The sequence below is a fragment of the Pseudomonas sp. GW822-FHT04C11 genome, assembly GCF_058800905.1.
The window spans coordinates 26,618-40,785 of the sequence record NZ_JBXAMS010000012.1; the positions used below are offsets into that span (position 1 = coordinate 26,618).

Annotated in this window: 14 protein-coding genes; 6 read left to right on the top strand and 8 right to left on the bottom strand. The window is 59.5% G+C overall.

The genetic code is table 11. The features are described 5' to 3' along the window. Both scpB and rluB read left to right on the top strand, forming a co-directional pair. Positions 1–993 (top strand): SMC-Scp complex subunit ScpB, encoded by a 993-nt coding sequence (gene scpB, locus AC1RJ3_RS19305; protein ID WP_493079968.1) that lies wholly within the window; start codon positions 1–3, stop codon positions 991–993. Positions 994–1,185: 192 nt separating this feature from the next. Next, a complete protein-coding gene (rluB, locus tag AC1RJ3_RS19310; RefSeq protein ID WP_054596262.1) occupies positions 1,186–2,469 on the top strand; it encodes a 23S rRNA pseudouridine(2605) synthase RluB in 1,284 nt (427 codons plus the stop codon). A 177-nt stretch (positions 2,470–2,646) separates the two neighbouring features. Here the strand turns inward: rluB and AC1RJ3_RS19315 are convergent, their stop codons facing one another. After that, complete coding sequence (locus tag AC1RJ3_RS19315; protein ID WP_493079971.1) at positions 2,647–3,609, bottom strand: M29 family metallopeptidase; 963 nt, start codon at positions 3,607–3,609, stop codon at positions 2,647–2,649. Between the two features lie 67 nt (positions 3,610–3,676). Beyond that, positions 3,677–3,814 (bottom strand): hypothetical protein, encoded by a 138-nt coding sequence (locus AC1RJ3_RS19320; protein ID WP_054596264.1) that lies wholly within the window; start codon positions 3,812–3,814, stop codon positions 3,677–3,679. Positions 3,815–4,763: 949 nt separating this feature from the next. Here AC1RJ3_RS19320 and AC1RJ3_RS19325 point away from each other — a divergent pair. Together AC1RJ3_RS19325 and arfB are read left to right on the top strand one after the other, a co-directional pair. Continuing rightward, entirely contained in the window at positions 4,764–6,185 is a 1,422-nt protein-coding gene (locus AC1RJ3_RS19325; RefSeq protein WP_054596265.1) for an amino acid permease, read from the top strand. Positions 6,186–6,329: 144 nt separating this feature from the next. Then, the gene (gene arfB, locus AC1RJ3_RS19330) at positions 6,330–6,743 is read left to right on the top strand and encodes an alternative ribosome rescue aminoacyl-tRNA hydrolase ArfB (RefSeq protein WP_019692415.1); all 414 of its coding nucleotides are present in this window, start codon (positions 6,330–6,332) and stop codon (positions 6,741–6,743) included. Here arfB and AC1RJ3_RS19335 read toward each other — a convergent pair. From AC1RJ3_RS19335 to phhA, 6 genes are all read right to left on the bottom strand, one after another. Then, entirely contained in the window at positions 6,740–7,939 is a 1,200-nt protein-coding gene (locus tag AC1RJ3_RS19335; RefSeq protein ID WP_054596266.1) for an MFS transporter, read from the bottom strand. The genes arfB and AC1RJ3_RS19335 overlap by 4 nt on opposite strands. A gap of 115 nt (positions 7,940–8,054) precedes the next feature. Further along, positions 8,055–8,237: a hypothetical protein gene (locus tag AC1RJ3_RS19340; RefSeq protein WP_019692413.1), complete on the bottom strand. Its 183-nt coding sequence runs from the start codon at positions 8,235–8,237 to the stop codon at positions 8,055–8,057. A 75-nt stretch (positions 8,238–8,312) separates the two neighbouring features. Then, complete coding sequence (locus AC1RJ3_RS19345) at positions 8,313–8,444, bottom strand: hypothetical protein (RefSeq protein ID WP_256583854.1); 132 nt, start codon at positions 8,442–8,444, stop codon at positions 8,313–8,315. Between the two features lie 307 nt (positions 8,445–8,751). After that, positions 8,752–9,945, bottom strand: a complete 1,194-nt coding sequence (locus AC1RJ3_RS19350) for an amino acid aminotransferase (RefSeq protein WP_103315583.1) — start codon at positions 9,943–9,945, stop codon at positions 8,752–8,754. Further along, positions 9,945–10,301 carry a 4a-hydroxytetrahydrobiopterin dehydratase gene (locus tag AC1RJ3_RS19355; protein ID WP_019692410.1) on the bottom strand — a complete coding sequence of 119 codons (357 nt, stop codon included), beginning with the start codon at positions 10,299–10,301 and terminating at the stop codon, positions 9,945–9,947. Before AC1RJ3_RS19355 ends, AC1RJ3_RS19350 begins: the two co-directional genes overlap by 1 nt. Before the next feature lie 80 nt (positions 10,302–10,381). Beyond that, positions 10,382–11,173, bottom strand: coding sequence for a phenylalanine 4-monooxygenase (gene phhA, locus AC1RJ3_RS19360; protein ID WP_054596268.1), 792 nt, complete (start codon positions 11,171–11,173; stop codon positions 10,382–10,384). Positions 11,174–11,454: 281 nt separating this feature from the next. Between phhA and AC1RJ3_RS19365 the strand changes: the two genes are divergently transcribed. Continuing rightward, positions 11,455–13,017, top strand: coding sequence for a sigma-54-dependent transcriptional regulator (locus tag AC1RJ3_RS19365; RefSeq protein ID WP_103315682.1), 1,563 nt, complete (start codon positions 11,455–11,457; stop codon positions 13,015–13,017). Between the two features lie 368 nt (positions 13,018–13,385). Beyond that, entirely contained in the window at positions 13,386–14,126 is a 741-nt protein-coding gene (locus AC1RJ3_RS19370) for a flagellar basal body rod protein FlgF (protein ID WP_103315585.1), read from the top strand. Positions 14,127–14,168 lie beyond the last annotated feature (42 nt).

Consider the following 14,168-nt stretch of genomic DNA (forward strand, 5'->3'; position numbering starts at 1 on the left):
ATGAATCTGAGTGAACCCCGCGAGCTGGCGCCACTGCTTGAAGCCTTTCTGTTGGCCTCGGGAAAGCCGCAGTCGATGGAGCGTCTGTACGAACTCTTCGAGGAGGGCGAGCGCCCGGAGCCGCCGGTCTTCAAGAAGGCCTTGGCGATTCTCGCGAAATCCTGCGACGGTCGGGCTTTTGAGCTGAAGGAAGTCGCCTCGGGCTACCGTCTGCAAATTCGCGAGAAGTTCGCGCCCTGGGTCGGACGTCTGTGGGAAGAGCGCCCGCAGCGCTATTCCCGGGCGATGCTGGAGACCATGGCGTTGATCGCCTATCGTCAGCCGATCACCCGTGGCGAGATCGAGGATGTGCGCGGCGTGGCGGTCAACAGCCACATCGTCAAGACCCTGCTGGAGCGTGAGTGGATCAGGATCGTCGGTTATCGCGACGTACCGGGCAAGCCGGCGATGTTCGCCACCACCAAGGCGTTCCTCGATCATTTCAACCTGAAGAACCTCGACGACCTGCCACCGCTGGCCGAACTGCGCGAGCTGGAACCCGAGCCGATGCTCGAGTTCGACGACGCACCGGTGCCGCAGGGCCTGCAAGAACTGGCCGATGCCAGCGCCGAGCCGGAAGAACCGAAAGACGAGACCAGTTTCCATACCTTGCTGCTCGAACTGGACTCGATGGAAGAGGGGATCAAGACCGACTTCGACGACTTGCTGCGTGACGGCGCGGTCAGCGACAGCGAGCCGCAATCGCCCGTTGATGCGCCCGTCGAAGTGGCGGTAGAGACCGAGCACCAGGTTGAAGCCGAGGCCGAAACTGAAGAAGTTGAGGAGGAGGCTGAAGACGACGTCCTCGGCGTTGCCGAAGCTCGGGAGAAACTGCTCGCCGCCGTCGCCGCGTTGGAGCAGTCCGAACCCGAACCCGAGCTGAGCGACGAAGAAGCCGAAGCCCAGGCCCTCGCCGAAGCGATCGAGAACGAACGCCGCCAGTTTGAGGATTGAGGGGCGCCAAAAGATCCTTGCGCACCACCGGTCGGCGGAAAAACAATTAACCGACCGTTTATCCGCTAGTCTCTGATGCGCGAGCGGCGTCATGCGCGTATGATTCGCGACCCTTCGGCGATCCTTTCGCCCAAAGACCAGATTTCAACTCTTCAGGCCAGGCCTGAACAGACCACACCGGGAGGTGCCCAGATGAGTATCAACGACCAGAAAGACGACCAGGAAATCGGCCCAGCAGGCGAAAAACTGCAGAAAGTCCTCGCCCGTATCGGTGTCGGCTCGCGCCGCGACGTAGAAGCCTGGATCAGTCATGGCCGGATCAAGGTCAACGGCAAAGATGCCACCCTTGGCCTGCGAGTCGACCTGCACGACGCCATCACCATCGATGGCAAGGTGATCAAGCGTGAAGAAGCGGCCGAATCGGTCCGCCGCGTGATCATGTACAACAAACCCGACGGCGAAATCTGCACCCGTGACGACCCGGAAGGCCGTCCGACCGTGTTCGACAAAATGCCGAAACCCAAAGAAGGCCGCTGGATCAACATCGGTCGTCTGGACATCAACACCACCGGTTTGCTGATGTTCACCACCGACGGTGAACTGGCCAACCGCCTGATGCACCCATCCTACGAAATGGACCGCGAGTACGCGGTACGTGTTCGTGGTGAAGTCGACGACGAAATGATCGAGCGCCTGAAGGCTGGCGTCGTTCTCGAAGACGGCCCGGCGAAGTTCACCGACATCAAGCAGGCTCCAGGTGGCGAAGGTTTCAACCACTGGTACCACTGCGTGGTGATGGAAGGTCGTAACCGTGAAGTTCGACGTCTGTGGGAATCCCAGGGGCTGGTGGTCAGCCGTCTGAAGCGCGTGCGTTTCGGTCCGGTGTTCCTCAACTCTGACCTGCCGATGGGCCGCTGGCGCGAAATGAGCCAGTACGAAGTCGACGTACTGAGTGCTGAAGTCGGTTTGACCCCGGTGGCTATGCCGCAAATGAACGCCAAGAGCAAAGACAAGCTTGAGCGTATGCAGCGCAAGTCGTCGCGCCCGGTCGGCAAGAGCGAGCGCGTGCGGACCCTGCGTCCAGCGACTGGTGCTCCAGCGGCTGCTGGTCCGCGTCCAGCGCGCGAGCCGCAGATTGAAGGCGAGCGTCCGGCTCGCAAGCCGGCACCACGTCAGGACGGCGAGCGCGGTCCACGCACTCCGCGTCCGGCCAACGGTCGCACTGAACGTGGCGAAGGCCGCGGTGCTCCGTCCGGTGGTCGCAGCGATCGCGGTGCGCCGGCAGGTCGTGGTGAGTCCGGTCGCGGTACGCCAGTGGCAGACCGTCCGTCCGACACCAAGCGCCCGGCCAAGCCTGCGCCGAAAAAGCGTCCGGGCATCGTCCTGGTCGACCGTGATGCGCCATCGGGCAAGCGTCGTGGCGCACCGGCCGGTTCTGGTCAACGCCCAGGCTTTGGTCGTCGCAAGCCGGAATAATCGGTAAGCGCTCCATAAAAAACGCCAACCCTCGGGTTGGCGTTTTTTTTTGCCTCTATGGAGCATCGCGGGCAAGCCTTGCTCCTACAGATTTACCTCCATTTTCAAGATCACCGCAAAACCTGTAGGAGCATGGCTTGCCCGCGATGACGTCAGCCGCGTCACCACTGAACTCGCTTAGAACACAAACCGCCCATCAAACACCGGCTTGTCATCCAGCGCCAACACGCCGCTGGCGAAGATCAGGTCCAGGTGATGGCTGCCCTTGGCGCCACCGCCCAACCCCAGGTGGAGGCCGCAATGGCGCTCTTCGAAGCCGGCGTTGCGCGCATACAGGTCCTTGACGCCCTCGTTGGTGCCGATCCCCAACTCCTCGATGCGTCGGTTGGAAGGATTGGCATCCAGGTATTTGTTGAAGTCATGTTCCAGCCCCGGCACTTGCGTGGCGATTCGGCTGATGGTCGAGTTCTCGATCCACAATTCCAGCGGCGATTCGAGCACACCATATTTGCGGGCGAAAGGAATGGTGCCGAGGAAGGTACCGACGAACTTTACCTGGCCATTGATGGCTTCGCTGTGGGTGGCGATCTCGCCGGGCGCCAGATCGAAGTTGCCGACGCCGTTGATATTGGTCCACTTCTTGATGCTGCTCAGCGGTGTTTCAAAGTAAGAGCCATGTCGATCACTGAAGCTCAGGGTGGTGGCCTGGGACATGCGCTGGATCAGATGGCTGTTGAGCCCGGCGATACGTTGCGGCGTGACACTGAAGGTGTCGTAGAAGTAATCGCCGTAATCCTTGAACAGCAGCGACTTCTTCCAGTGGTCGGCCATGACGCTTTGCAGGGCGCGAACAAAGTCGGGGCCGTCCGGGCGCGGGTTGGGCAGGGTCGACGAGTCATAGAAGAAAATGTACAGATCGCAGTCGGCAATCGCCTGCGCCAGGGTTTGGGTCGATTCGAGGTCCAGGCGCATGGCACTGAAGTGGAATGGCTCGTTGGCCGCTTGCTCGATGATCGCGCCGGTCAACGCCTCGTAAGGTTGCGTATGCCCAAGCAAGACCTTGGCCGGACGTACGCCAACGAGGGCAGGGTGGTGTTCGAGGTAGTAAAGGAAATGCGAAATGGCGCGGAGTCTTTCCATGAATCCTCCCTGACAGTCAGCGAATAATGGCAGGTACGACCGGCCGGCGCGTACCTGCCTGGATTTCTTACAAAGGCCACATCGCCGTGCCGAACGGAACGACCGCGTCGGCTTGCATCATTTCAACAGCTGCGTCATGGGTCGGCGCTTCAAACCACTCGTCCAGTTGCAGTTCGGTTTCCAGGTCTTTATTCATTGCTTGCATAGTGAATCTCCCTGATAGCTTTAAGGTTGAATGGCGGTGCTGTTTTCAGTGCGGGAATAAATCATTGCGACTGAAAAAGTTGCCGCTTACTTGCGCGCCTTCACGGTCTGGCAAGTGGTTGGAAACCTAGTCCAGTACTTTTTAAAATACAATTTAAAATTTAAATTCATCTTTGGTGAAATTTATATTCCGTTTTTGGTTGTCTGTTTTTTCAATTAAAAACAAAACGCTAACTCGGTCTCATCGGCAGGAATGGGGCTGCTGTCAATTTGCAGTCGGCCTCCAGAAAGATCTGTTGTGGAAAAAATACGTTACGCCTCGTAACGGAGGCTTTACGAAAAGCCGCGTTCTGCGCCATGGATTCGGGTTGCAGTGAGGACTGTAAGGAAAAACTTCCGGTTGGCGCTCTGTCATACGGTTTGCAGGGCTCTGGTCCGCTTGTTTCAAGACGGTTTCAGCGGTGAGATGCGCCCATGCCTGTCGTGCAGGTGCATAACAAGAAGGAGGCGCAATGAACGCCGTGAGTCATCTCCATCTCTCTTCGAGGGACGATTTTTCCATCGTCCCCGTCAACGACCCGCAAAGGTCTGAGCCTTTTTTTGCAGCCGTCCGGGCTCCCCGAGGCGGACACAGGCAATCCCGGCAAACGACCCGCTGATTCAGCGGTGTCTGGCAGCAGGGGGTTACAGGTGTACAATGCGCCGCGTTTTAACTGTGACCACCCTGCGTAACTGCGCAAACTCAAGGCTATCCGCTTTGTTAACTCCGCCGCGCCACAAGCGTGTCGGGTTCGATTTCGTCACAGATAAAAACAAACAGGTGACGCATGACCGGTAAAAAAACGCTGAACTCCTGGTGCCTGCGCTGGGGTTTGATCCGCGCTGCTTGATCCTGATCCGAGCGGCAACGTCTTAACGAACATTATCAAACCTTGCGTGAGACCCTTTTCATGAGTGGACAAAACTCGCATTCAGGTACGCTTCAACGCGGCCTGAAAAATCGCCATATTCAACTGATCGCCCTCGGTGGCGCGATCGGTACCGGATTGTTCCTGGGCTCTGCCGGTGTGCTGAAATCGGCCGGCCCGTCGATGATTCTCGGTTACGCAATCTGTGGCTTCATCGCTTTCATGATCATGCGCCAACTGGGCGAAATGATCGTTGAAGAGCCGGTGGCCGGCTCGTTCAGCCACTTTGCGCACAAGTACTGGGGCGGTTTCGCCGGCTTCCTGTCGGGCTGGAACTGCTGGATCCTGTACATCCTGGTGGGCATGTCGGAACTGACTGCGGTCGGCAAATACGTGCACTACTGGTGGCCGGATGTCCCGACTTGGGCTTCGGCTGCAGTGTTCTTCGTGATGATCAATGCGATCAACCTGGCTAACGTCAAAGTCTTTGGCGAAGCGGAGTTCTGGTTTGCGATCATCAAGGTCGTGGCGATCGTCGGCATGATTGCCCTGGGCAGCTACCTGCTGGTCAGCGGCCATGGCGGCCCGCAAGCCTCGGTGAGCAACCTGTGGGAACACGGTGGGTTCTTCCCGAATGGCGTCAGTGGTCTGGTGATGGCCATGGCGATCATCATGTTCTCCTTCGGCGGCCTGGAAATGCTCGGTTTCACCGCAGCAGAAGCCGACAAGCCGAAAACCGTGATCCCGAAAGCCATCAATCAGGTGATCTACCGGATCCTGATTTTCTACATCGGCGCCCTGGTGGTTCTGCTGTCGCTGACTCCGTGGGACAGCTTGCTGGTGAGCCTGAATGCGTCCGGCGATGCCTATAGTGGCAGCCCGTTCGTTCAGGTGTTCTCGATGCTGGGCAGCAAGACCGCGGCGCACATCCTCAACTTCGTGGTGCTGACTGCTGCGCTGTCGGTGTACAACAGCGGCACCTACTGCAACAGCCGCATGTTGCTGGGCATGGCTGAACAGGGCGACGCCCCGAAAGGCCTGGCGAAGATCGACAAGCGCGGCGTGCCGGTGCGTTCGATCCTGGCCTCGGCCGCGGTAACGTTCGTTGCGGTGGTGATGAACTACCTGATCCCGCAGCACGCGCTGGAACTGCTGATGTCGCTGGTGGTTGCAACGCTGGTGATCAACTGGGCGATGATCAGCTACTCGCACTTCAAGTTCCGCCAGCACATGAACCGCACCAAACAAACGCCCTTGTTCAAGGCGCTGTGGTACCCGTACGGCAACTACATCTGCCTGGCGTTCGTGGCCTTTATCCTGTGCATCATGCTGATGATCCCGGGCATCCAGATCTCGGTCTACGCGATTCCGGTGTGGGTCCTGTTCATGTGGGTCTGCTACAACATCAAGAACAAACGCAGCGCTCAGCACGCGTTGAATGCTGCGGCTTCTGCAGTGAAGTAACGCAGAAAGCAGAAACGACAAACCCGGCCATGTGCCGGGTTTGTTGTTTTCAGGGTTCATACAAAACTCCGTGGGGACGAGCCTGTAATCTCCTTCAGGCTATTCGGGTATCCTGATGCACTCCTAACGCGGATACGCTTTTCCATGCTGGTGATTTCCAACAACGTGCATCTGCCGGATGCCGAGATCGAATTGACCGCCATTCGTGCGCAAGGCGCGGGTGGGCAGAACGTCAACAAGGTCTCCAGCGCGGTGCACCTGCGCTTCGATATTCCGGCGTCATCCTTGCCGGAGTTCTACAAGGAGCGCTTGCTGGCGCTGCGTGACAGTCGGATCACCAGCGACGGCGTGATCATCATCAAGGCCCAGCAGTACCGCACGCAGGAGGCCAACCGCGCCGATGCGCTGGCGCGACTGACCGAGTTGATCCTCAGCGCCACCAAGGTTGAAAAGAAGCGTCGTCCGACCAAGCCGACCCTGGGTTCGAAGAAGCGTCGGCTGGAGTCAAAAACCAAGCGCGGCTCGATCAAGGCCGGGCGCGGCAAAGTCGACTTCTAGGGCACTTCGCGCTCTTCGCGATACTTTGGTGATTGCCGGTACAGGTAGAAGCTGAGCATCAAACCGCTCAGCGCGGCGAGGGCGGCGAACAGGAAGATCGAGGCAAAGCCGAATCCGGCCGCGATGGCGCCCGCCAACGGCCCGGTGATCCCCAATGACAAGTCGATGAACAGCGAGTAAGCGCCGACTGCCGCGCCACGGCTGGAGGCGGGCACCAGATTCACCGCTTCCACGCCCAGCGCCGGGAACACCAGCGAGAAGCCGAACCCGCTCAACGCCGCGCCTGCCAGTGCCCAGTGTGCGTCCGGGGCCAGCCACAACAGCAACAGGCCAAGGGTTTCGACCGACAGGCAGGCAATGGCCACGCGAAAACCGCCGAGGCGATTGATCAGGTTACCGAACAACAGGCGCGCGCCAATGAAGCAGGCGCCGAACAGGCTCAGGCAGAGCACGGCGTTGTCCCAGTGTCGGGTGGCGTAATACAGGGTGATGAAGGTGGCGATGGTGCCGAAGCCGATCGAGCCCAGCGCCAGTCCACAGCCGTGGGGCAGCACCCGCCCCAGCACATGCATGAACGGCAGGCGTTCGCCGGCAACGATCGGCGCCGCGGTTTTTGGCCAGGCCAGCAGCAGCCCCAACGCTGCCAACAACAGAATGCTCACGCCCATGCTCCACAGCCCCAAGTGATGCACCAGCAGCACGCCGAGCGGTGCGCCGACCGCCAGCGCACCGTAACTGGCGATGCCGTTCCAGGAGATAACCTTGGCGGTATTCGCTGCGCCGACCCGACCGATGCCCCAACCAATCGATCCCGAACCGACCAGGCTTTCGGCACTGCCCAGTACCAGTCGGCCGATCAGCAGGCTGATCAGGCTCAAGGTCGGCAGGTTTTGCGTCCAGGCCGACAGCAGCATAAACACGCCGCTCAAGCCGCAGCCCGCCAGGCCGATCATTACCGCGCGTTTGCTTCCCTGGTTGTCGATGATCCGTCCTGCGTACGGGCGGCTGAGCAGGGTGGCGAGGTATTGCACACTGATCACCAGGCCCGCGATCACCGCGCCAAAGCCCAGGTCGCTGTGCACGTAACCCGGCAACACGGCTAAGGGGATGCCGATATTCAGATAGCCGATGAAGGTAAACAGGACGATGGAAACGACTTGCAGCGTGACCGCCATGGGGCGCTGAGGATCTGGCATGGGAATGGGTCCACGGGACAGCGGGATAGATAGGCTGCTTATGATACCGGTGGTTGGATGCGCAGAGGGGGAGAAATTGGTGCCGGGTGTCGATCGTTGTGTTGCCTGGCCGGAATCAGGATTTGGCAGGTGCGACCAGTTGCGTGGTTACCAGTGCGGCGAGGGCGTTTTCCTGGCTGCCGAAGCGGGTCAGGAGCAGGGCTTGCTTCTCGGGTGTCAGGCGGTTCCAGACATCGATCATCTTTTCGGCAGTGCCGATCAGTACGCTGGCCTGGCTTTCGGTGAAGGTGTCGCTCATGTGCGGGTCCTTGGTTCAGGCTGTGTGGAAAGCGCATGAGTTAGCGCTTTCCACACGGTCTGGGTAGTGCTTTTTTCAGTCTTCGCTGTCGGCCTTGCGGCTGCCAGTGGCTTCTTTCGGCTCGGGCTTATGGGCACCGGCTTGTTGCGGGGTTGTCTGCGCAGTTTCGTGCAGGCTTGGGAAGGGGAGATTAGGAATCTCGTGCATGTTGGTTGCTCCTCGCAAGGTCTGTTTTTAAATCGCTGTGTAGATCCGCGCTTTTAAAAAGCCTGGGCAGGATACAGCAGGGGAGATGACAGAAAGACTTTTATCTCCCTTTGTTGCGACGGATGGCCGCATGCGGTACCCGTGCTTTGAAGCATTTGTGGCGAGGGAGCTTGCTCCCGCTGGGCTGCGGAGCAGCCCCAAAAGTAAGGTAATGAGTTTGTTCAGTTAAAGCTCGAATGCAGGCTTTTCGACCACTGCGTGCTCGAGCGGGAGCAAGCTCCCTCGCCACAAGGAGCCTGCCAGGGATTTACTTGCAGACGTCAGCGATAGCTTGCGCCAGCAAATCCAGACGTGTCGCATCAATCCCGGCGACGTTGGCACGACCGGAGCTGACCATGTACACGCTGTGGTGGTCGCGCAGGTTTTTCACCTGCGCCGGCGTCAAACCGGTGTAGGAAAACATCCCGCGTTGCACGCCGATATGCGCGAAGCGTTCACCCAAACCGTGTGGCTCCAGCGCTTCCACCAGGCCCGAGCGCAACTGCGCGATGCGCAAACGCATGGCTTCCACTTCATCGGCCCACAGCTGTTTCAGCTCCGGGTCGCCGAGGATGGTTGCCACCACGGCGGCGCCGTGATCCGGTGGTGTCGACCACAGGTTGCGGGCGATGTTGGCCAATTGGCTGCGGATATCCACCAGCTTTTCGGCATCCTTCGCGCAGACGATCAGTGCACCGGTGCGGTCGCGGTACAGACCGAAGTTTTTCGAGCAGGAACTGGTGATCAGCAGCTCGGGCAGCTCAGCGGCAAACAACCGCACCGCCCAGGCGTCCTGCTCCAGACCATCGCCAAAACCCTGATAAGCGAAGTCGATCAGTGGCAGCAGTTCGCGGCTGCGAACCACCTCCAGCACTCGGCGCCAGTCATCGTGGGACAGGTCGAAACCGGTCGGGTTGTGGCAGCAGGCGTGCAGCAGCACCACATCGCCCTTGGGAATCAGGTTCAGGGTCGCCAGCATCGCTTCGACATCGAGGCGATTGTCGCTGCCCACGTACGGATAGTGGCTGACCTTGAGGCCGGCAGTGGCGTAGATGGTTTCGTGAATCGGCCAGGTCGGGTTGCTCAGCCAGATGCCACGCCCCGGCAGGCAGTGCGCAATGAAGTCGGCGCTCAGGCGCAAGGCGCCGGTGCCGCCCGGGGTTTGGGTCGCGCCGGCTCGCTGCTCGGCGATCAGCGTGGAATCGGCGCCGAGCACCAGCTCATTGATCACTTTGCCGAAAGCCGGGTCACCGTGACCGCCGATGTAGGTCTTGGTGGTCTGACGATCCACCAGGCGCAGTTCGGCGAGTTTCACCGACTGCGGAATCGGGGTCAGGCCCTGGGCGTCCTTGTAGACGCCCACGCCAAGGTCGAACTTGCACGGATTGCTGTCCTGCGCATAGGCCTCCATCAGGCCGAGAATCGGGTCGCCGGGTACTCGGCCGATGGCGTCGAAATGCATTATTTGCGGCCCTCGGCGTCTTTCGCCACTTCGTCAGTGCGCGCGGCCATGATGAAGTCGTTGCGGTGCAGGCCTTTGATCGAGTGGCTCCACCAGGTCACGGTGACTTTGCCCCATTCGGTGAGCAGGCCTGGGTGGTGGCCTTCGGCCTCGGAGATTTCACCCACGGCATTGGTAAAGGCCAGGGCGAATTTGAAATTCTTGAACAGGAAGACTTTTTCCAGCTGCATCACGCCATCGCGGACTTCGATGTTCCAGTCAGGGATCTGCTTGATCAGTACCGGCAGTTCTTCGTCGCTGACTTGTGGGGCATCGGCACGGCAGGCTTCGCAATGGGCTTGGTTCAGAGCGTTCATGGTTTATTCCTGAATTCGGTTCTTGTTAGACGTTGTTACTTTTTACGGGCATTTGCAAGGTTGCCGCGACTGCGGCGCTCTCAGGCCGCCTTGGGTTTAGGCGGAAACTTGGGTGCGTGCAGACCCAGCTGCATGCCTTGATGGACCATGCCCATGATGTCCTCGTGGGCCAGATCGAACAGGCGCTTGAGGTTGGGCAGGACGAAGTACAGCGGTTGCAGGATGTCGATGCGATACGGCGTGCGCATCGCTTCCAGCGGATCAAAGGCTTGATGCTCCGGTTCGCCGGACAGGCTGTACACGGTTTCTTTCGGCGAGGAGAGGATGCCGCCGCCGTAGATGCGTTTGCCTTGCGGGGTGTCGACCAGGCCAAACTCGATGGTCATCCAGTACAGGCGCGCCAGATAAACGCGTTCTTCCTTGGAAGCCTGTAGGCCGAGTTTGCCGTAGGTGTGGGTGAATTCGGCGAACCAAGGGTTGGTCAGCAGCGGGCAGTGCCCAAAGATCTCGTGGAAAATGTCCGGCTCTTGCAGGTAATCCAGTTCTTCGCGAGTACGAATAAAGGTCGCGACGGGAAACTGCTTGCTGGCCAGTAATTCAAAGAAGGTCTGGAATGGAATCAGCGCCGGTACCCGGGCAACTTGCCAGCCAGTGGTCTCGCCGAGGACTTTGTTGATTTCGTCGAGTTGCGGAATGCGGTCATGGGGCAGGCCGAGTTTTTCGATGCCGTCCATGTATTCCTGGCACGCACGACCCTCGAGCACTTTCAGCTGGCGAGTGATCAGCGTGTTCCACACCGCGTGTTCTTCTGCGGTGTAGTGGATAAAACCTTGCGCATCGGGCTCGCGGGCCACGTATTGCGTCTGCTTCATGCTGCTCTCCTGCAAAGGGATACGTTCTTGTTATGTCTGTTGCCTATGGACCTAGAGATAACCCGAAGTGTGCGACCTTGCAGCAGGTTTGGAGCGTTGTGCGTAGGAGAATTCCCTGATTTTCGTAAAGTATTCGTTACGGATGGGCGGCTGTGGCGTAGGTATTGAGATTTTCGGGTTTTAAAAGGCTCTGGGCTGTCACATAATCTTGACAACAAACTTCGCGCCTCGGCAGAAAAATCCTCGCCATGCGCCTCATTTACCACCGTTCGGGCCTTTATATGCGTATCAAAGTCCACTGCCAGAACCGCATCGGTATCCTGCGCGACATTCTCAACCTGCTGGTGGAGTACGGGATCAACGTCGCCCGGGGTGAGGTCGGCGGCGAGCATGGCAACGCGATCTATCTGCATTGCCCGAACCTGATCAACCTTCAGTTCCAGGCACTGCGTCCGAAGTTCGAGGCCATCACCGGTGTATTTGGCGTCAAGCGCGTAGGGCTGATGCCCAGCGAGCGTCGGCACATGGAGCTGAACGCCTTGCTCGGCGCGCTGGAGTTTCCGGTGCTGTCGATCGACATGGGCGGCTCGATCGTCGCGGCCAACCGTGCCGCCGCGCAATTGCTCGGGGTGCGGGTGGACGAGGTGCCGGGCATTCCCTTGTCGCGGTATGCCGAGGACTTCGATCTGCCGGAGCTGGTTCGCGCCAATAAATCGCGGATCAATGGCTTGCGGGTCAAGGTCAAGGGCGACGTGTTCCTGGCCGATATCGCGCCGTTGCAATCGGAGCATGACGACAGCGAGGCCATGGCTGGTGCGGTGCTGACGTTGCACCGGGCGGACCGGGTCGGCGAACGCATCTATAACGTGCGCAAGCAGGAGTTGCGCGGTTTCGACAGCATTTTCCAGAGTTCGAAGGTCATGGCCGCGGTGGTGCGTGAAGCGCGACGCATGGCGCCACTGGATGCGCCGCTGCTGATCGAGGGCGAGACCGGCACCGGTAAAGAACTGTTGGCGCGCGCCTGCCATCTGGCCAGCCCGCGTGGACAGTCGCCGTTGATGGCGCTCAACTGTGCCGGGTTACCAGAATCGATGGCTGAGACCGAGCTGTTCGGTTATGGCCCAGGGGCGTTCGAAGGGGCGCGCGCCGAAGGCAAGCTCGGGCTGCTGGAACTGACGGCGGGCGGTACGTTGTTTCTCGATGGTGTCGGGGAAATGAGCCCGCGCTTGCAGGTGAAATTGCTGCGGTTCTTGCAGGACGGTTGCTTCCGCCGGGTCGGCAGCGATGAAGAGGTTTACCTGGATGTGCGGGTGATCTGCGCCACCCAGGTCGATTTGTCTGAACTGTGTGCCAGCGGTGAATTCCGTCAGGATCTTTACCATCGATTGAATGTGCTTTCGCTGCACATCCCGCCGCTGCGTGAATGCCTCGACGGTCTGACGCCGCTGGTCGAGCACTTTCTCGATCAGGCCAGTCGGCAGATTGGTTGTCCACTACCGAAGCTGGCACCGGCGGCGATGGAGCGGCTCAGTCATTACCACTGGCCGGGCAATGTCCGGCAGTTGGAGAACGTGCTGTTTCAGGCGGTTTCGCTGTGTGACGGCGGCACGGTCAAGGCGGAGCATATTCGCCTGCCGGATTACGGCGTGCGCCAGCCTCTGGGGGATTTCTCGCTGGAAGGCGGGCTGGACGAGATTGTCGGGCGTTTCGAAAAGGCGGTGCTGGAGCGGTTGTATTCCGAGTACCCGAGCAGTCGCCTGTTGGGCAAGCGCCTCGGGGTTTCTCATACCACCATCGCCAACAAACTGCGTGAATACGAAGTCGGTAAAGAACCGGGCGCATAGCCTGTGATGGACGGGCTCTTTGTGGCGAGGGAGCTTGCTCCCGCTCGGGCGCGAAGCGGCCGCAACTTCCGTCGGCGGGTAATGCCTGCTGGAACTTCATTGTTGTTTTTGGGGCTGCTTTGCAGCCCAGCGGGAGCAAGCTCCCTCGCCACGGTGAATGTGTCGCGTGTAAAAGGCCGACACTTGCCGTAAGCGGCATAACCGCGCCGGTTTTTCGTCTTTGATGCCATTGCCCATTCTCCTCCAATTCCTCTCAAGTCCTTTGTTTATAGGGCTTCGAACCCCTGCGTGAAAGTTGGTCTGCAAATTGCTTGAGGCTCAACAGTACAGCGGTGGGCGGCAAACGTCCGACATGCAGAGGAAAGACTGTGGACAAGTACCTTTATGTGGCAATGACCGGCGCCAGCCAGAACGCACTGGCGCAAAAGGCTCATGCCAACAACCTGGCGAACATCTCCACCAACGGTTTTCAGAAAGACCTGGAGCAGGCGCGGTCGATGCCGGTGTTTGGCGACAGCTTTCCGGCGCGAGCGTTTGCCCTGTCCGAACGTCCGGCCACCGACTTCTCTCCAGGCGCGATGATTGAAACCGGTCGCGACCTCGATGTAGCGGTTCAGGGCAGCGGCTGGATTGCCGTACAGAATCCGAGCGGTGGCGAAAGCTATGTGCGCACCGGCAGCCTGAATGTCGACGCCTTGGGCGTGTTGCGCGCCGGCAACGGCATGCCGGTCATGGGCAACGGTGGCCCGATTGCCGTGCCGCCCGAGCAGAAAATCGAAGTCGGCCAGGACGGCACCATCAGCATTCGGTCAATGGGTGAAGGTCCGCGCGTCATCGCAGAAATCGACCGCATCAAGCTGGTCAACCCGGACATCAAGAACATGACCAAGGGGCTGGACGGTTCGATCAACACCGCAGACGGCAAGCCGGCACCGGTCGATGCCAATGTGCAACTGGTGTCGGGCTTCCTTGAGTCGAGCAACGTCAATGCCGTTGAAGAGATGACCTCGGTGTTGGCCTTGTCCAAGCAATTCGAGCTGCACATCAAGATGATGAACACCGCCAAAGACGACGACCAGGCCATGGCTCGGGTCTTGCAGATCAGCTAATTATCAGAACGTCGCGCCGTAAAACAGGCGCACGAGGAGAAT